The organism is Micromonospora sp. NPDC007230, from assembly GCF_042869115.1.
GTDB lineage: Bacteria > Actinomycetota > Actinomycetes > Mycobacteriales > Micromonosporaceae > Micromonospora.
The window spans coordinates 126,348-144,383 of sequence record NZ_JBIAFE010000020.1; the positions used below are offsets into that span (position 1 = coordinate 126,348).

Annotated in this window: 15 protein-coding genes and 1 pseudogene; 10 read left to right on the top strand and 6 right to left on the bottom strand. The window is 74.2% G+C overall.

Features of this window, described 5'->3' with window-relative positions; genetic code table 11:
* Window positions 1-69 precede the first annotated feature (69 nt).
* Entirely contained in the window at window positions 70-966 is an 897-nt protein-coding gene (locus ACFYML_RS25725) for an alpha/beta hydrolase (RefSeq protein WP_387423067.1), read from the top strand.
* Window positions 963-2,246, top strand: coding sequence for an acyltransferase family protein (locus tag ACFYML_RS25730; RefSeq protein WP_387423068.1), 1,284 nt, complete (start codon window positions 963-965; stop codon window positions 2,244-2,246). Before ACFYML_RS25725 ends, ACFYML_RS25730 begins: the two co-directional genes overlap by 4 nt.
* A 396-nt stretch (window positions 2,247-2,642) precedes the next feature.
* Here the strand turns inward: ACFYML_RS25730 and ACFYML_RS25735 are convergent, their stop codons facing one another.
* Genes ACFYML_RS25735 through ACFYML_RS25745 form a run of 3 tightly spaced genes read right to left on the bottom strand, consistent with a single transcriptional unit; the run spans window position 2,643 to window position 5,673 of the window.
* Window positions 2,643-3,593 carry a VWA domain-containing protein gene (locus ACFYML_RS25735; RefSeq protein ID WP_387278284.1) on the bottom strand — a complete coding sequence of 317 codons (951 nt, stop codon included), beginning with the start codon at window positions 3,591-3,593 and terminating at the stop codon, window positions 2,643-2,645.
* The gene (locus ACFYML_RS25740) at window positions 3,590-4,588 is read right to left on the bottom strand and encodes a DUF58 domain-containing protein (RefSeq protein WP_387423089.1); all 999 of its coding nucleotides are present in this window, start codon (window positions 4,586-4,588) and stop codon (window positions 3,590-3,592) included. The genes ACFYML_RS25735 and ACFYML_RS25740 overlap by 4 nt, the downstream gene beginning before the upstream one ends.
* Window positions 4,567-5,673 carry an AAA family ATPase gene (locus tag ACFYML_RS25745; RefSeq protein WP_387423069.1) on the bottom strand — a complete coding sequence of 369 codons (1,107 nt, stop codon included), beginning with the start codon at window positions 5,671-5,673 and terminating at the stop codon, window positions 4,567-4,569. The genes ACFYML_RS25740 and ACFYML_RS25745 overlap by 22 nt, the downstream gene beginning before the upstream one ends.
* A gap of 241 nt (window positions 5,674-5,914) precedes the next feature.
* Between ACFYML_RS25745 and ACFYML_RS25750 the strand changes: the two genes are divergently transcribed.
* From ACFYML_RS25750 to ACFYML_RS25760, 3 genes are all read left to right on the top strand, one after another.
* Window positions 5,915-6,145, top strand: coding sequence for a hypothetical protein (locus ACFYML_RS25750; RefSeq protein ID WP_387423070.1), 231 nt, complete (start codon window positions 5,915-5,917; stop codon window positions 6,143-6,145).
* 88 nt (window positions 6,146-6,233) lie between these two features.
* On the top strand, window positions 6,234-6,761 hold the full coding sequence (locus tag ACFYML_RS25755) for a PH domain-containing protein (protein WP_073838248.1): 528 nt from the start codon (window positions 6,234-6,236) through the stop codon (window positions 6,759-6,761).
* Window positions 6,762-6,997: 236 nt separating this feature from the next.
* The gene (locus tag ACFYML_RS25760; protein ID WP_387423090.1) at window positions 6,998-8,407 is read left to right on the top strand and encodes a PH domain-containing protein; all 1,410 of its coding nucleotides are present in this window, start codon (window positions 6,998-7,000) and stop codon (window positions 8,405-8,407) included.
* A gap of 90 nt (window positions 8,408-8,497) precedes the next feature.
* Here ACFYML_RS25760 and ACFYML_RS25765 read toward each other — a convergent pair whose 3' ends face one another.
* Window positions 8,498-9,568: a phosphatase PAP2 family protein gene (locus tag ACFYML_RS25765; RefSeq protein WP_387423071.1), complete on the bottom strand. Its 1,071-nt coding sequence runs from the start codon at window positions 9,566-9,568 to the stop codon at window positions 8,498-8,500.
* A 114-nt stretch (window positions 9,569-9,682) separates the two neighbouring features.
* On the opposite strand from ACFYML_RS25765, the gene ACFYML_RS25770 reads away from it, so the two are divergent.
* Window positions 9,683-10,087: a hotdog domain-containing protein gene (locus ACFYML_RS25770; protein ID WP_357441983.1), complete on the top strand. Its 405-nt coding sequence runs from the start codon at window positions 9,683-9,685 to the stop codon at window positions 10,085-10,087.
* Entirely contained in the window at window positions 10,084-10,914 is an 831-nt protein-coding gene (locus tag ACFYML_RS25775; protein ID WP_387423072.1) for an MBL fold metallo-hydrolase, read from the top strand. The genes ACFYML_RS25770 and ACFYML_RS25775 overlap by 4 nt, the downstream gene beginning before the upstream one ends.
* A gap of 12 nt (window positions 10,915-10,926) precedes the next feature.
* Here the strand turns inward: ACFYML_RS25775 and ACFYML_RS25780 are convergent, their stop codons facing one another.
* Window positions 10,927-11,859 (bottom strand): carbohydrate kinase, encoded by a 933-nt coding sequence (locus tag ACFYML_RS25780; protein ID WP_387423073.1) that lies wholly within the window; start codon window positions 11,857-11,859, stop codon window positions 10,927-10,929.
* 360 nt (window positions 11,860-12,219) lie between these two features.
* Here ACFYML_RS25780 and ACFYML_RS25785 point away from each other — a divergent pair, with 360 nt between their 5' ends.
* Window positions 12,220-13,323 (top strand): lytic polysaccharide monooxygenase, encoded by a 1,104-nt coding sequence (locus ACFYML_RS25785; RefSeq protein WP_387423074.1) that lies wholly within the window; start codon window positions 12,220-12,222, stop codon window positions 13,321-13,323.
* 65 nt (window positions 13,324-13,388) lie between these two features.
* Here the strand turns inward: ACFYML_RS25785 and asnB are convergent, their stop codons facing one another.
* Complete coding sequence (gene asnB / locus ACFYML_RS25790) at window positions 13,389-15,350, bottom strand: asparagine synthase (glutamine-hydrolyzing) (protein WP_387423075.1); 1,962 nt, start codon at window positions 15,348-15,350, stop codon at window positions 13,389-13,391.
* Between the two features lie 110 nt (window positions 15,351-15,460).
* Here asnB and ACFYML_RS25795 point away from each other — a divergent pair, with 110 nt between their 5' ends.
* Together ACFYML_RS25795 and ACFYML_RS25800 are read left to right on the top strand one after the other, a co-directional pair.
* Window positions 15,461-16,936, top strand: a complete 1,476-nt coding sequence (locus ACFYML_RS25795; protein ID WP_387423076.1) for an aminopeptidase P family protein — start codon at window positions 15,461-15,463, stop codon at window positions 16,934-16,936.
* Between the two features lie 299 nt (window positions 16,937-17,235).
* Window positions 17,236-18,036, top strand: a pseudogene (locus tag ACFYML_RS25800) (hypothetical protein); the annotation flags it as partial.

Below are 18,036 nucleotides of genomic sequence, written 5' to 3' on the forward strand. Positions count from 1 at the left end.
CGGGGTGACGATCTCCGCCCCGTCCGCACCGCACGCTTCCGCCGGACCACTTCCGGAGGGAGCACCACGATGCACTGGACCCGACCCGCCCGGGTGGCGGCGACCGCGCTGCTCGGCCTCGGCCTGCTGGCACCGGGCCGCCCCGGCCCGACCGCACCCGCGGCGTACGTCGAGGCGTACCCGACGGTGGCCGCGCAGTTGCGCGCGGGCGGCCCGCCGTACGACCGGTGGGCCGCGGACGGCCGGCGGTTCCTGGTCTTCGATTCCCGCGGCGACGGCCTCGCCGTGGAGGTGCTGGGCGACCTGGCCACCGCCGACCGGATCGCGGTGCTGGTGCCCGGGGTGGGCAGCACGCTGCGGGACTTCGACCGCGGGCTCGGCGGGGTGGCCCGGCGCGCCCCGGCCCGGCAGGCCCGCGACCTGTACCGGGAGCTGCGGGCGGACGACCCGCCGGCCCGGGTCGCGGTGCTGGCCTGGCTGGGCTACGACGCGCCGGACGGCATTCTCACCGCGGCCGGGACCGCCAGCGCCGACCGCGGCGCGGCGGCGCTGCTCGGTACGCTGCGGACCCTGGCCGCCCGCCGGCCGGACGCGGCGATCACCCTGATCGGGCACAGTTACGGGTCGCTGGTGATCGGGCGGGCCGCGCGGCGCGCCCCGGCGCAGGTCACCGACCTGGTGACGCTCGGCGGGATCGGCACCGGCGTGGACCGGGCGGGCCGGCTCGGTGGCGTTCGGGTGTGGGCGGCCGAGGCGCCGACCGACTGGATCGGCCGGGTGCCGCAGGTACGGCTGCCCGGCCTGGGGCACGGCCTCCGGCCCGGTGACCCTGCCTTCGGCGCCCGGCCGCTGCCGGTCGACGGCGTCGCCGGGCACGACGGCTACCTGGTGCCCGGCACGGCGACGCTGCCGGCGGTCGCCGCGGTGGTGCTGGGTGGCGAGGTCCGGGCGGGGGTCGCGCGATGAGGGACCGTGTCGTGGACGCGCTGCGGGCGTACGCCATCGGCGCGGTGGTGCTGGGGCACTGGCTGGTCACCGCCCTGGTGCTGGCGCCCGACGGGACGGTGCACCAGGCCAGCCCGCTGGCCACCATGCCGGCGCTGGCCCCGGCCAGCTGGCTGTTCCAGACGCTGGGCCTGTTCTTCTTCGCCGCCGGTCACGCCGCCGGCCGCTCGCTGGCCGGCTCGCCCGCCAGCCCCGCGCGATGGCTGCTCCGCCGGCTTGGCCGCCTGGTCCGGCCCGCCCTGGCCCTGCTCGGCGTGGGCGCGGCCGGGCTGCTGGTCGCGATCGTGTTGGGCACCCCGGACGACGTCCTCAGCGTCGCGGTGACGCTGACCGCCAGTCCACTGTGGTTCCTGCTCCCCCTGGCCGCCCTCTCGGCGCTCACCGCGCCGCTGGCCGCCGCCGTACGGCGGTGGGGACCGGTGCGCTGCGCGGTGCCCGCCGTGGCCGTGGTCGCCGGCGCGGATCTCGCCGTACGCCTGCCGGCGGCGCGCCCCTGGCTGCTGCCGGTCGCCGTGCTCGCCGCGTGGTCGGTGCCCTACCTGCTCGGGCTGGCACACGCCGAGGGGCGGCTCGCGGGGCGCCGCGCGGCCGGGACGCTGGTCGTCGTCGGGGCCGTCGCGCTGGCCGCGCTGCTCGCCCTCGGCTATCCGGTCAGTGCGGTCGGGGTGCCCGGCGCCGGCCGGTCGAACCTGAGCCCGCCCTCGCTGCTCGCAGTCGCCCTGGCCGCGGCGCAGGTCGGCGCCGGGCTGCTGGCCCGACCGGCGCTGCGCCGGCTGCTCGACCGGCCCGCGCCGGCGCGCCTGGTCCGCGGGGTGAACCGGTACGCCATGCGCGTCTACCTCTGCCACCAGCCGGTCCTGGTCGGGGTCAGCGTGCTGGCCGCCCGGTTCGCCGGTCCGCTGCCCGGGCTGCACACCCCGCCCGACGGTGCCGGCTGGCTGGCCGCACGGCTGTGCTGGCTGCCGCTGCTCGCGCTGGTCCTGGCGGTGCTGGTGCGCTCCGGCCGAGGACACATTCGTCGGCCCGCGTCGGCGCTCGTCGACCGGGCGGCGTGGGCGGACCGGTCGGCGCGGGCGGACCGGTCGGCCGAGTGCGGGGCGCTGGGCCGTCGGGTGTACGATGATCCTCGTTTGCGGGCGGGATCGCCCGTGACCTTCGTGCCCCGCCGACCGGAGGAGGTGATCGCTGTGCGAGATGGCGATCCTTCCAGTCGTGGCCGGGCCGACCGTCAGCCCCGCTGAGCCGCGACTCAGTCGGCGTAGCTGACCCGCTTCCCGCCCCGGTGCACCGCCCGTCTCCTCGGCCGTCAGCCGGGGTGATCCTGCCGCGTGGCCCGTCGGGCCCGCCGGTGGCGGAGCAACCCGGTCACGACTTCGTGTGCGTACGTCCTGAGCCACTCCTGCGGTCCGGACCCTCCCGCCCGGACCGTCCCGTCGCCACGGAGCAGTCCAATGAGCCGTTACGTCGCCCCGCTGGGCTTCACCCTCGCCGCCGTCTGGGTGGCCGTCCTCTTCGTCCTGGCCGGCGGTCGCTGACCGCGCCGGCCGGGGCGCATCCCGGCCGGCCACCGCTGCCGCCCCGCCGGCCGTCGCTGTCGTCCCGCCGGCCACCGCTGCCGTCCCGCCGGCCGTCGCGCCTCAGATCAGGCGGGACGACCAGAGCAGGCTCAGCGCACCCGCGCAGAGGGCGAGGAGCAATGCGATCCCCGCGTACCACTGGGTGATCTCCCGCGGCTCGGTGCGGAACCCGATCGAGCTGCCCATGTCCTGGTAGACCTGCTTCAACTCGCTCACCGAGGCGGCCTCGTAGAAGTAGCCCTGGGTGGTCTCCGCGAGCTGCGACAGCGCCGCCCGGTCCACCGGCACCCGCTGCAGCTGGCCACCGATGTCCACCTGGCCCGAGTCGGTGCCGAACGCGATGGTGGAGACCGGCACGTTGGCCGCCTGCGCCGCCGCAGCCGCCTCCTCCACCGACCGGCCCGAGGTGCGGTAACCGTCGGAGAGCAGCACGATCCGGGCCGGCGGGATGCCGGCCGCGCCGTCGGCGGGCACCGAGCGGATCGCCTCCAGGCAGGTGAAGACGGCCTCGCCGGTGGCGGTCGCCTCGGCCAGCACCAGCCCGTCGATGGCGGTGGTCACCGCGGCCCGGTCCTTGGTCGGCGGGACCAGCACGTTCGCCGACTTGGCGAAGGAGACCAGTCCGAGGTTGTAGCTCTCCGGCAGCTCCCCGACGAACTGCTTGGCCGCCTCCTGGGCGGCCTCCAGCCGGTTCGGGGCGACGTCGTCGGCCTGCATGGACAGCGACACGTCGATGGCCAGCATCACGGTGGCCCGCTCCAGCGGCTCCTTCGTGTCGATGGCCGGCCGGGCCAGCGCGGTGGACAGCACCAGCAAGCAGAGCAGGAAGGCGGTGGCCGCCACGTGCCGCCGCCAGCCCAGCCCCTTGGGCGCGAGGGTACGCAGCAGGTCGACGTTGGTGAACCGCATCGCGTACGCCCGGCGGTGCAGCTGCCGCCAGACGTACGCCGCGGCCAGGGCGAGCACCGGCAGCACGGCCAGCAGCCACCACGGTTGCAGAAAACGGATCATCGGGTCGTCCCTCGGGTCCGGGCGTGCCGCTGGGCGGCCACGAACCGCACCATGTCCAGCAGCCAGTCTCGGTCGGTACGCAGTCGCAGGTGGGCCGCGCCGGCGGCGCGCAGCTCGGTGGCGACGGCCCCGCGCTGGGCGGCCGCCGCGTCGGCGTACCGGCGGCGCAGGCCCGGGTCGGCGGTCTGCACCTCGTGCAACTCCCCCGTCTCCGGGTCGACCACCGGCAGCACCCCCACGTCGGGCAGCTCCAGCTCGCGCGGGTCGACCACCTCGATCGCCAGCACGTCGTGCCGGACCCGCAGCTTACGGAGCGGCCGGCCCCACTGCTGCGGCGGTGCGAGGAAGTCGGAGATGACCACCGCCACACCCCGCCGCCGGGGCGGCCGGTTGAGCATGTCGACCAGCGCGCCGAGGTCGCTGCGCCCCGGCCGGATCTCCGTCCCGGCGATGGCCCGGAGCAGCCCCTGCGCCTCCTTGCGGCCGGCCCGGGCGGGCAGCCGCCGCAGGGTGCCGGGTCCGGTGGCCGGCGGACCGCTCCGCCACCGGCCGGTCTGCGCGGGCAGTGCGGCCCCGGTGCCGACCACCGCACCGATCCGGTTGCCGCCACGGACGGTCAGGTGGACCAGGGCGGCCGCGGCGGCCACCACCACGTCCCGCTTGAGCCACTGCCCCGTGCCGAAGTCCAGGCTGGCCGAGAGGTCCACTGCCAGCCAGGTCTCCAGCTCCCGGTCGGCCACCGTACGCCGGACGTGCGGCGTCGTGGTCCGCGCGGTGACCGGCCAGTCCATCCGGCGTACATCGTCGCCGGGACGGTACTCGCGGGACTCCCCCGCCTCGCTGCCCGGTCCGGGCAGCAGGCCGGCGTAGTCGCCCTGGAGCAGCCCGTCGAGCTTGCGGGTGACCATCAGCTGCAGCCGGGCGAGGACGGCGCCGGAGCGGTCGCCGGTGGCCGGCAGCCGGGTGGGTGGCGTCACGGCCGCTGCCCGGGCCAGCCGGCGCCGGGCGGCGCGGCTGGTGGCGGCGTGGCCTGCTGCCGGGGCGCGACCGACGGCAGCGGGATGGTCGACATCACCCGGTGCACGATGTGGTCGGCGGGCACGTCGTCGGCGAGCGCGTCGTAGCTGAGCACCAGCCGGTGACGCAGGATGTCCGGGGCGATGTCCTGCACGTCCTGCGGCAGCGCGTAGTCCCGGCCGCGCAGCAGGGCCAGCGCCCGGGTGGCCCGGACCAGGCCGAGCGAGGCGCGCGGGCTGGCGCCGTACTGGATGAGCTGCGCCACGTCCGGCATGCCGTGCTCGGCGGGGGCGCGGGTGGCGAGCACCAGCCGGACCGCGTAGTCGACCAGCGCGTTGTGCACGAAGACCTGGTCGGCCTTGTGCTGGAGGGCGATCAGGTCCGGGGTGTCGAAGACCCGGGCCGGCTCGGGCGGGGCCACCCCCATCCGGTAGACGATCTCCCGCTCCTCGGCGTCGGTCGGATAGCCGACCACGATCTTCATGAGGAAGCGGTCCCGTTGCGCCTCCGGCAGCGGGTAGACACCCTCCTGCTCGATCGGGTTCTGGGTCGCCATCACCAGGAACGGGTCGGGTACCCGGTGGGTCTCGCCGCCGATGGACACCTGGCGCTCGCTCATCACCTCCAGCAGCGCCGACTGGACCTTCGCCGGGGCTCGGTTGATCTCGTCGGCGAGCAGGAAGTTCACGAAGACCGGACCCAGTTCGACGTCGAACTTCTCGCTCGACTGCCGGTAGATCCGGGTGCCCATGATGTCGGCCGGCACCAGGTCCGGGGTGAACTGCACCCGGGCGAACGACCCGCCGACCACCTTGGCCAGGGTCTCCACGGCGAGGGTCTTGGCCACGCCGGGCACCCCCTCCAGCAGGCAATGCCCCCGGGCGAGCAGCGCCACGAACATCCGCTCGACCATCCGGTCCTGGCCGACGATCACCCGCTTGATCTCGAACAGCGCCCGCTCCAGCAGGGTGGCGTCCTGGGCCGGGGTGGTGCTCGCCGGCGGCGGCGCGCCCGGCACGGCCTCGGTCGGAATCGGGGCGTCGGGCGTGGTCGGCTGGGCCACCGGTCCTCCACAGCTTGATCGTCGTCGCGGTGTAGTGCGTATCAAGACTGTCATGCCCGGCTGAGAGCCGAGGGTGGGAGAGGGACGATTTTCGCCGCGCCGTCCCTCCGCACGGAAAACGCTGAACACGGGTGGACAACAAGGGGTCCAGCGTGTGTACGATTCACCCCGTCGCCGGGCGGCTCCCCCCGTGGCCGCCCGGCGCTAAGCTTCCCGGGCGTGCGGGCCTAGACTCGCCCCGGTGACCACTCCCACTCCCGCCGACGAGGCGCCGATCTGCTCGGCGCGGGGGTGTCGCGCCCTCGCCGTCTGGGCCCTGCGCTGGAACAATCCGCGCCTGCACGACGCCGACCGGCGCAAGACCTGGCTGGCCTGTCCCGACCACCGGGAGTCCCTCGGGGCGTTCCTCGACGCGCGCGGCTTCCTGCGCGAGGTGGTGCCGGTCCCGCAATCGCCTACGCTCGAACCGTGAGCGAGCGAACCATTCAGCTCAGCAGCGTGGCGCCCCGCCGCCGTCGAGCGAAGCGAGGCGGCGTGAGCGAGCGCAGCGGATCACCGCGGTGAACGGTGACGACCTCGCCGGCCGCCAGCCGGCCCCGCCCGGCCCGCTGGAGCCCTGGCCGGACACGGTCCGGTGGCAGCCGATCTCCCGCGACCTGATCTGGGTGGAGCTGATCCGGCTCGGCATCGGGTTCGCCGTGGCGCTGGTGGTGCTCGGCGTGGCCTGGGCGGTCACCGGCCACTGGCTGCCCGTCGCCGCCCTGGGCGTCGCGGTCCTGCTGACCGCCTGGCGGACGGTCACCATCGTCCGGGCGGTGCACGCCTGGGGGTACGCCGAGCGCGAGAACGACCTGCTGGTCCGGCACGGGCTGCTGGTCCGGCGGCTGTCCATCGTGCCGTACTCCCGGATGCAGTTCGTCGACGTGACCGCGGGCCCGCTGGAGCGGGCGTTCGACCTGGCCACGGTGCAACTGCACACGGCCGCGGCGGCGAGCGACGCCCGGGTGCCCGGCCTGCGGCCGGCGGAGGCGTCCCGGCTGCGGGACCGGCTGACCGCGCTGGGCGAGGACCGAGCGGAGGGGCTGTGAGCCACGGCCCGGCCGCACCCGAGCCTGACCCGCCCCCGGCCGACCCCGAGCCCGGCACTGCGCCCCCCGGCCCGGAGACCGGCACCCCGCCATCGCACCGGGCCGCCGGAGACGACCGACCCGCTGCCCCAGCACCGTCACCCTTCCCCCCGGCATACGGACAGCCCGCGCCGCCGCCACCCGGCTACGGGCAGCCCGGCTACGGCCCACCCGGCTACGGGCAGCCCGGGCCGTCGGTGGCCGGTTGGCCGGGCCCGGCCGGACCCGGCCCGTGGCCGCCGCCCGGACCCGGTCCCGGCTGGCCGGGCGGCCCCACGTCGCCGGCACCGGGGGGCGCGGAGCCGCGGCAGCGGCTGCACCCGCTGAGCCCGGTGCTGCACGGCGCGAAGTCCCTGGTCGTGGTCATCGCCGGGCTCTCCTGGTCGACGCTGTCCCGGGTCGGCTTCGGCTGGTTCGCCGTGCTGGTGACGATCTTCGCCGCCGGCGCCACCGTGCTGGCCGTGGTCAGTTGGTGGAACACCGGCTACCACGTGGTGGGCCGCGAGCTGCGGGTGCACGAGGGCCTGATCTGGCGGCGTACCCGGGCGATCCCGTTGGAACGGTTGCAGGCCGTCGAGGTGGTCCGGCCGCTGCTGGCGCAGCTCACCGGGCTGGCCGAGCTGCGGCTGGAGGTGGTCGGCGGGGGCAAGACCGAGGCGCCGCTGGCGTACCTGGGGGTCGCCGAGGCGGTCGCGCTGCGGCAGCGGCTGCTCGCCGTCGCCGGCCGCGCGCCCGAGGTCGTCCCGCCGGCGGCCGGCGCGCCGCCACCACCGGCCCCGGCCGGCCGGCGGCTGCACGCCGTACGCAACCAGGACCTGCTGGTCAGCCAGCTGCTCACCCCACAGGCGTTTCTGCTCCCGTTCGGCGTGGCGTTCGTGGTGGCGCAGTTCCTGTCCGAGGGGTCGTGGTCGTTCATCGCGGTGGCCAGCACGATCACCGCGATGGCGGGTGTGGTGTTGCAACCGGTGCGCCGGGTGCTCGACGACTGGTCGTTCCGGCTCGACCGGGACGACGACACGCTGCGCGTCCACAACGGCCTGCTGGAGACGCGGGTGCAGACCGTCCCGCTGCACCGGGTGCAGACCGTCCGGGTGACCTGGCCGCTGCTCTGGCGGATGAAGGGCTGGCTGCGGCTGCGGCTGGAGGTGGCCGGCTACTCGGCCGCCGAGCCGGACGACCGGAACCGGCCGGACCGGCTGCTGCCGGTCGGCGACGCGCGAACCGGGGAACTGATCGTCGCCGAGGTGCTGTCCGGCGTACGGCTGGGCGCCTTGCCGTCGGCGCCGCCGCCACGGCGGGCGCGCTGGCTGCGCCCGCTGACCCGCACGGCGGTCGGCGCCGGCCTCGACGAGCGGGTGTTCGTGGCCCGCTCCGGGCTGCTCACCCGCCAGTTGACGCTGGTGCCGTACGCCCGGATCCAGAGCGTGCGGGTGACCCAGGGGCCGGCGCAGCGGCGGCTGCGGCTGGCCACCGTGCACGCCGACACCGCCGGCGGGTCGGGCGCGGCCGCGCCCGACCGCGACCTGGCCGAGGCGTGGGACCTGGCGGCCGAGCTGACCGCGCGGGCGCACGCGGCCCGGCACGCCGACCGCAGCCGGCGCCACTGATCAAGATCAGCCCCTGGCCGGCACGCGTCAGCCCCTGGCCGGCACGCGTCAGCCCTCGGCCGGCACGCGTCAGCCCTCGGCCGGCACGCGTCAGCCCTCGGCCGGCACCGGGTCGGCGACCGCCGGCTCGACGTCGCCCGGGGCGGCGTCGACCGGGGCGGCCGGGGCCGGCACGGTCGGCTGCGGACCCGCGGCGGGTGCCGCCGCCCGCCGCGCCCGGCGGGCCGCCCACCAGCGCTCGGCCAGGCCGACCACCAGGAAGGTCAGCCCGACGTACGCCCAGCCGACCAGCACGTCGATCACGTAGTGCTCGCCGCTGTAGACCAGGGTGAAGGTCATCGCCAGCGGGTACGCGAGCAGCAGCGGCCACCAGCGCTTCCGCACCGAGCCCAGGAAGAACAGCACCACGAAGAGGGCGAACGCGGTGTGCAGCGAGGGCATGGCGGCCACCGGGTTGGAGGCGATCTGCCCGGCGTTGAGCAGATTGCCCGCGCCGTGCATGCCGATCTCCTTCCAGCCCCGGGTGGAGATCCGGGCGACCTCGGTGAGCAGGCCGTTCTGCGCGGCCCACCACGGCGGGGCGGCCGGGTAGAGGAAGTAGGTGGCCAGCCCGGCCGCGCAGAGGAAACCCCAGCGCCGCATGTACGCCGCCCAGCGCGAGCGGTCGCGCATCCAGAGCACCGCGGCGGCGGCGAACGTCGCCACGAAGTGCGAGAAGTAGACCCAGCTGACCGCCACGTCCCACCAGTGCACCTCGGGCCGGTAGAGGTGTTGCTGGAGCCAGACGGTGGGCACCTCGCCGCCGGTGGCCCAGCCGAGCATGAACCGGTCGGCGACGATCAACTCCATGGCGTGCGGGGTCGCGCCGTTGTCGGCGAAGCCCCGGGAGAGGTTGTACACGGCCAGCAGCAGCACCACCGGGATCCAGTCCCGCGCGAAGCGCAGGTGGCTGCGCCACGGCCGGGCGGAGTGCCAGGCGATGGTGCCCGCCCAGATCCAGAGGAAGGCGTACGCGGGATCGGTGGGCAGGCCGATGGCGAGCCAGGCGGCCACGAAGGCGACCCCCCAGATCGTCATCGCCACCACCCGACGGCGTCCGCCGTCGGGCGAGGAGGTGGTGCCGGTCCGGGCGGGGGGCTGGGGGTCTGTCACGACGGCCATCGCGGTCAAGGTTAACGGCGGGCTACGGATCGACTGACGCCGACCACCCACCGGTCGACGCACCGACGACGGGGACACCGGGCGTCCCGGCCCCGGCTCGTCTAGGCTCGGGGCATGCAGGAGCAGCCGGAGACGCCCTTCGCGCCGGGCCTGGCCGCCCGGGTCGAGCTGACCGTCACGGACGCCGACACCGCGCAGGCGGTGGGCTCGGGTGACGTCCCGGTGCTCGGCACGCCGAGGGTGCTCGCCCTCGTCGAGGCGGCGAGCGTGGCGGCCACCGCGACCCGGATGCCGACCGGGCGGACCACGGTCGGGCTCCGCGTCGAACTGGACCACCGGGCACCGACCCCGGTCGGGCGGACGGTGATCGCCTGGGCCCGGCTGGCCAAGGTCGACGGCCGGCGCCTGCTGTTCGAGGTGACCGTCGCCGACGGCGACGAGATCGTGGCCGACGGGCGGGTCGAGCGGATGCTGGTCGATCGGCAGCGCTTCCTGGAGCGCGCCTCGCAGGCGTCATGACCGTCCGGTTCGTCGAGGTCGCCGACGGCGTCCACCTGCTGCGTGAGCCGCTGCTGCAGGTCAACGTGACGCTGGTGGTGGGCGACGGCGCGGCGCTGCTGGTGGACACCCTCTCCACCGTCGGGCAGGCCCGAGAGCTGGCCGAGGCGGCCCGGGCGGTCACCCCGCACCCGTGGACCGTCGTCAACACCCACCACCATTTCGACCACTGCTTCGGCAACGCCACCCTGGCCGCCGACCCGCCCCGCCCGGTGTACGCGCACGAGCTGGCCGCCGCCGCGCTGCGCGACCGCCCCGACGAGCTGCGCCGGGCGGCGTACGAGGAGATGCGCGACGAGCAGCCGGCGCTCGCCGCCGAGCTGGCCGGGACCGAGCTGCTGGCCCCGACGCACCCGGTCCTCACCGAGACCGTGCTCGACGTCGGCGGCCGGCGGGTGGTGCTGCGCCACCCGGGCCACGGGCACACCGACGCCGATCTGGTGGTGCACGTGCCGGACGCGGACGTGCTGGTCGCCGGCGACCTGGTGGAGCAGAGCGGCCCGCCGGCCTTCGAGGAGTCGTACCCGCTGCAGTGGCCGGACGCGGTGGCCGAGCTGCTGCGGATGACCACCCCCGACACGATCGTGGTGCCCGGGCACGGCACGCCGGTCGACCCGGAGTTCGTCCGGGCCCAGCACGCCCAGTTGGTCCAGCAGGCCTGGCTGATCCGGGCCGGCCACACCGGCAACGCGCCGCCCGAACGGGTGGCCGCGGAGTCGCCCTTCGGCGCGCGTCCCGGTCTGATCGCCGCCCGCCGCGGCTACGCCGAACTCGACGGCACCGCCTGACCCGGCGACGGGTCAGGCGGGGAAGCGGGCGAGCACGGCGTCGCGGGCGGGCATGGCGACGGCGCCACCGGGAGACTCGCAGACCAGCCCGGCGACGCGCAGGGCGAAGGCGACCCGCTCCCGCCAGCCGACCGGGTCCACCGGCTCGCCGGCGGCGAGCAACTCGGCGATGAGCGCGCCCATCACCGAGTCCCCGGCACCGGTCGCGTCCACCGCCCGGACCTTCGGGGCGGGGATGCGTACCACGTCGTCGCCGGCGGCGACCAGGGCACCGTCCGCGCCCAGGGTGACCACCACGGTGGCCGCCCCCAACTCCCGCAGGTACGCGGCGACTCCCTCCACCGGCTCGTGGGGGTAGAGCAGGGCGCCGTCGGCGCTGCTCAGCTTCACCAGGTGCGCGCTCGCGGCGAACTCGGCGACCACCTCGCGCAGCCCGTCCAGCGCGCCGTGGCCGTCCAGCAGCCGGGGACGGACGTTCGGGTCGAACACCCGCAGCGCCCCGGCGATCGCCCAGGCGCGCCGGGCGGCGGCCAGCACCGGCGGGTGCAGCAGCACGATCGAGCCGCAGTAGAGCACGTCGGCGCCCTCGACCAGGGCCACGTCCAGGTCGTCGGGGGTGAGCAGGGCGTACGAGCGGGGCTCCCCGTAGAAACGGAAGTCCGGTTCCGAACCGGCGAAGGTGGCCACCGCCAGCGCCGTCGGCGCCGGTACGGTGACCGCCCCGGCCAGCCCGACGCCGGCCGCGCCCAGGAAGGCGCGGATCCGCTCCGCGAGCGCGTCGTCGCCGAACGACCCGACGAACTCGACGTCACCGCCGAGCCGGGCCACCGCCACGGCCACGTTGAGCGGCCCGCCGCCGATCGCCTGCCGGTAGCCGGGTTCGCCGTCGTACCTGGTCTCGAGCAGGTCGACCAGCGCCTCGCCGAGCACCACCGCGTAGCCCATCCTGGCTCCTTCCAAACCGTCGTACCCCGATCCTGGCGCATCGCCCGGGCGCGGCGCGCGGGGACGACACCGAGACCGTACCGGCGGCGACCGATCGCATCGAGATTCGACTATTGCCTGCGGCACCCGGACGTGATGGGATTGCGCCTGCCGGAGTGGCGCGGGGGCTGCCGCGCCGCCGGCCGCCGGGTCGAGCCGACGCGAGGGCACACCGGTCCGTGGCACGGACCGCAGGCGGTGTACGCCTCCCGACGGCCCCGGCCGCACTCCGACCGCCGGGCGTGGCACCGCGATCGTCACATCCGCTCGTCGCAGCGGGGCGGACCGGTGCGGGTCCCGCCCCGCGAGTCAGGAGAACCCGTGCACCGATCCCGTACGGCCGCGCTGCTCACCGCGGCCGCCACCCTGGCCCTGGGCGCCTTCGCCCTGGCCACCGGTTCCGACCCGGCCGCCGCGCACGGCGCGGCGATGACCCCGGGCGCCCGGACCTACCTGTGCTGGAAGGACGGCCTCACCCAGACCGGTGAGATCAGGCCCAACAACCCCGCCTGCGGGGCCGCGGTCGCCGAGAACGGGGCGAACTCGCTCTACAACTGGTTCAGCGTGCTGCGCTCCGACGCCGGCGGCCGGACCGTCGGCTTCATCCCCGACGGCAGGCTGTGCAGCGGCGGCAACCCCAACTTCAGCGGCTACGACCAGGCGCGCAACGACTGGCCGATCACCCACCTGACCGCCGGGCGGACGATGGAGTTCCGCTACAGCAACTGGGCCCACCACCCGGGCACCTTCTACTTCTATGTGACCAGGGACAGTTGGAGCCCGACCCGGCCGCTGGCCTGGAGCGACCTGGAGGAGCCGTTCCTGACGGTCACCAACCCGCCGCAGCGGGGCTCGGTGGGCACCAACGACGGGCACTACTACTTCACCGGCACCCTGCCGGCGAACAAGAGTGGCCGGCACATCATCTACTCCCGCTGGGTCCGCTCGGACAGCCAGGAGAACTTCTTCGGCTGCTCCGACGTGACCTTCGACGGCGGCAACGGCGAGGTGACCGGGATCGGTTCGGGCGGCACGCCGTCACCCACCCCCACCACGCCGACGCCGACACCGACCGGCCCGTCGCCGACGCCCACCACCAGCCCGACCATGCCGCCGCCGGGCGGCGACTGCATGGCGGTCTACCGGGTGGTCAACGCCTGGCCGGGCGGCTTCCAGGGCGAGGTCATGATCATGAACCACAGCTCCCGGACGTACGGCGGCTGGACGGCGAACTGGACCTGGGCCAACGGTCAGGCCATCACCCAGTTGTGGAACGGCACACTGAACACGAGCGGGACGGCGGTGACGGTCACCAACGCCCCCTACAACGGCACCGTCGCGCCGGAGGGCACCACCACGTTCGGCTTCACCGCCAACACCTCCGGCGCCAACACCCTGCCCACCGTCACCTGCACCGGCCGGTGACCCGACCCGCGCAATGAGGAAGGGCCCCCGGTTCGACCCCGAGGGCCCTTCCTTCCCACCCTGGGTCAGCGGACCATGCTGCCGACGACGGGCTTGGTGAGCAGGGCCGACTGGTTGCGCTGGATGCCCGGGTCGAGGGTCTTGGCCACGAAGATGGCGTGCCAGATGCAGAAGATCAGCACGGTCCACACCTTGCGGGAGTGGTCCGCCTCCTCCCGCTTGTGCTCCTCCAGCAGCCGCATCGCGTACGACAGGTCGATCAGGTCGCCGGCGCCGGAGGTGGCCAGCACGTGCCGGGCCCACTCGTACATCTCGCCGCGCAGCCAGACCCGGGTCGGGGTCGGGAAGCCGAGCTTCTTGCGGTTGACGATGGCCGGCGGGACGACGCCCTGCAGCGCCTGGCGCATGGCGTACTTGGTGGCCTCGGAGCGGGGCGGGAGCTTCAGGTCGACCGGGATGCCGGCCGCCACGTTGAACACCTCCCGGTCCAGGAAGGGCACCCGCACCTCCAGCGAGTGCGCCATCGAGATCCGGTCGGCCTTGACCAGGATGTCCCCGCGCAGCCAGGTGTAGAGGTCGACGTACTGCATCTTGGTGACGTCGTCCAGCTCGGTGCACTCGGCATAGATCGGCGCGGTGACGTCGGTGTAGCGGACCGAGGGGTCGTAGCGACGCAGCAGGTGCTGCTTCTCCTCCTCGGTGAACATCCGCGCGTTGCCGTAGTAGCGATGCTCGATCGGGGTGGTGCCGCGCTCCAGGAAGCTCTTGCCCTTGACACCCTGCGGGATTGCCTTCGACACCGCCCGCAGGCCCTTCTGCACCCCGCCCGGCAGGCCGTTCACCGTGCTGAGCGACAGCGGCTCGCGGTAGATGGTGTAGCCGCCGAAGAACTCGTCCGCGCCCTCGCCGGAGAGCACCACGGTGACGTGCTCGGCGGCCTTCTTCGCCACGAAGTAGAGCGGCACCAGCGCCGGGTCGGCCACCGGGTCGTCCAGGTGCCAGACGATCCTGGGCAGCGCCTCGATCATGTCCTGCGGCCCGATCTTGGTCGGGATGGTGGTCACGTCGAGGTGCCGGGCCGAGTCCTGGGCGACGTCGATCTCGGAGTAGCCGGGCACGTCGTAGCCGACGGTGAAGGTGAGGATGTTCGGGTTGAACTCCCGGGCCAGGGCGACCACCGCGGTGGAGTCGATGCCGCTGGAGAGGAAGGAGCCGACCGGCACGTCCGAGCGCATGTGCATCCGGACGCTCTCCCGCAGCGTCTCCCGGATCTCGTGGTAGAGCTTCTGCTCGTCGGCCACCGGCGCCGGCCGGAACACCGGCCGGTACCACCGGCGCACCTCGATCCGGCCGCCCGGCGTCCAGGTCAGGTACTCCCCCGACCCGATCCGGCTGATCCCCTTGTGCAGGGTGCCCGGCTCCGGCACGTACTGCAGGGTCAGGTAGTGGCTCAGGTTGGCCGTGTCGATCCCGGCGTCGCCCTGGTACGCCGACTGCGCGAACGGCAGCAGCGCCTTCTTCTCGGAGGCGAGGTAGAGCCCGTCCTGGGTCTGGAGGTAGTGCAGCGGCTTGATGCCGAAGTAGTCCCGGGCGCCGAACGCGCGCCGCTCCTGCCGGTCCCAGATCACGAAGGCGAACATGCCGCGCAACTTCGTGAGCACCTGCTCGCCCCAGTAGTGGTAGCCGGCGACGATCACCTCACCGTCGCCGTTGGTGGCGAACTGGGCGCCGAAGTCCCGGATCAGCTCGTCCCGCAGCTCGATGTAGTTGTAGATCTCACCGTTGAAGGTGAGCAGGTAACGGCCGTTCGCGTACGGCAGCGGCTCGTGGCTGAGGGCCACGTCGATGATCGCCAGGCGCTTGTGCGCGAACACCCCGTCCGCGTAACGGCCGGAGGCGTCGCCCACCACCTCGACTCCGGTCTCGTCCGGGCCGCGGTGGTGCAGGCACTCCAGTGCGCTTGCGATGTGGTCGCGGTGGGCGGCGGCGTCACCGCGCGCGCTGAAGAAGGCCAGGAGTCCGCACATGATGGCCATCTTTCCACGCGCCCGGAGCGGCCGTCCCGGCACCGCAGGCTCTCCCCGCTCCCGTGCGCGCGGTACCGTCTGCACCAGCGACGAGGCGGAGGAGGCGGATCATGGCCGAGGAGCGGACCCAGCAGGGTAAGCCGGCGGACGGCACCGAATCACACGACCCGGACTTCCCGGAGGCGTTCCTGGCGTTCATGCGGCAGGGCTGGCGGGACAGCGAACTACCGGTCGGCCCCCGCCCCGAGGTGCCCAACTACGCCAAGCGGCGGGCCGCGCTCGCCGCGGCCTTCCCCGGCGAGACGCTGGTCATCCCCACCGGCAACGAGAAGGTACGCGCCAACGACACCGACCACCCGTTCCGGGCGGGCAGCGACTTCGCGTACCTGACCGGCGACCTCGAACCGGACAGCGTGCTGGTGCTGCGCCCGAGCGGCGACGCCACCCTGTACATGCGGCCCCGGTCGTCGCGGGCGACCGACGAGTTCTTCCGCAGCCGCAACGGCGAGCTCTGGGTGGGCCGGCGGCCCACGCTGCACGAGAGGTCGACCGAGCTGGGCCTGCCCACCGCCGACCTGACCGAGCTGGACGCGGCCCTGGCCGACCTGGCGCCGGGGCGTACCCGGGTGCTGCGCGGCTTCGACACCCGGGTGGACGCGGCGGTGCGGCCGTACGACGGGGCCCGGGTCGAGGGGCAGCCGGGCCGCGACCGGGAGCTGGCGATCGCCATCTCGGAGCTGAAGCTGGTCAAGGACGAGTGGGAGCTCGCGCAGCTGCAGGAGGCGTGCGACGCCACCGTGCGCGGGTTCGAGGACGTGGCCCGGGCGCTGCCGGCCGACCGGGGTGTCTCGGAGCGGCTGCTGGAGGGCATCTTCGCGCTGCGCGCCCGGCACGACGGCAACGACGTCGGGTACGGCTCGATCGTCGGCGCCGGCGAGCACGCCACGATCCTGCACTGGGTGCACAACCACGGCGCCACCCGGCCGGGCGAGCTGCTGCTGATGGACATGGGCGTGGAGAACCGCAACCTCTACACCGCGGACGTGACCCGGGTGCTGCCGGTCAACGGCCGGTTCACCTCGCTTCAGCGCCAGGTCTACGACGCGGTCTACGCCGCCCAGCAGGCCGGCATCGAGGTGATCAAGCCGGGTGTGGCGTTCCGGGACGTGCACCTGACCGCCATGCGGGTCCTGGCCGAGGCGCTGAAGGACCTCGGCCTGCTGCCGGTGAGCGTGGACGAGGCGATGGATCCGTCCTCGACGGTCTACCGCCGCTGGACCCTGCACGGCACCAGCCACATGCTCGGCATCGACGTCCACGACTGCGCGAACGCCCGGAAGGAGATGTACCGGGACGGTCCGCTCGGCGAGGGCTACGTGCTCACCGTCGAGCCGGGGCTGTACTTCCAGCCGGAGGACGAGCTGGTCCCCGAGGAGCTGCGCGGCATCGGCGTGCGGATCGAGGACGACATCCTGGTCACCGCCGACGGCGCGGTGAACCTCTCGGCCGGGCTGCCGCGCCGCTCGGACGAGGTGGAGACGTGGCTGGCCGAGCAGCGCGAGGCTGGTCCGCGCCTGCCGGGCTGATCCCGGCCGGACGACCCTGACGGCGGGCCCCACCGCCGACGGCTGCGACGTTTTTCGTCGTTGTGCCGCCGGTGGTGGGGCCCGCCGCTGTTTGCGCTGCTCGGCACCCTCGTCACCGGCACATGCCGAACGGTGTCAGCCGCCTGCCGTGAGGCGAATGTGGGGTTTTTTCAGATACGTCCGCCTCGTGAGGATCCTTCTCATACGGTGTGGATCAGAGGCTACAACCGGTTTGTAGCTGGTCGCCCTGCCAGGGGCGGTGCGACCCCTTTGTGTAACCGAAAGGGCGGAAGGCTCTGATGTCCAACGACGTAACGACTTCCGACGGCGGGGCCCCATCGACCCCGCCCACGAGCAGGCGGCGGGCGATCTGGGTCGCTACCGGCGTGGCCGGGCTGACCGGCGTCGTCGGGCTGGCGGCGCTGGGTGGCCTCGCCGCTCGTGACGACAAGTCCGACGACGCGCAGCGCGTCGCGGAGAACCACGCGGCCGCGCCGCAGAACGCGAGCGACGCCGGCAAGGGTGGCGAGAAGGAGGCCCACGAGGAGCAGAACCGGGCGGACGAGAACGGCCGGGACGGCAAGGAGCGGGGCGAGCGCGGTGAGGAGCGTGACGAGCACGGCCGCCGGGTGCGGGAGGTGCCCTGCCGCGACGAGAAGCTGGTCGAGGCCATCGACCTGGCCAACCGGGATCACGGTGGCACGTTGAAGCTGGCCAAGGACTGCGTCTACGAACTCGACTTCGCCGACAAGAAGTCCGGCACGGCCCTGCCCACGATCCGGCAGGACATCACCATCAAGGGCAACGACGCCACCATCAAGCGCGACTCCGAGGACGCCTTCCGGCTCTTCCGGGTCGCCGACGGCGGCGAACTGACCCTGAAGGACCTCACCCTCAAGGACGGCAACGCCGCCGAGTTCAAGTACGGTGCCGCGCCGACGACGCCGGGATCAGGCTCGCCGAGCGGATCGGATTCGCAGGCGGCGCCGTCGATCCCGGGGCAGGAGAAGAAGGAGGGCGAGGCCGATGGTGGTGCCATCCTGGTCGAGCGGGGCGGTAGCGCGCACCTGGAGAAGGTGGAGCTGACCCGTAACAACGCC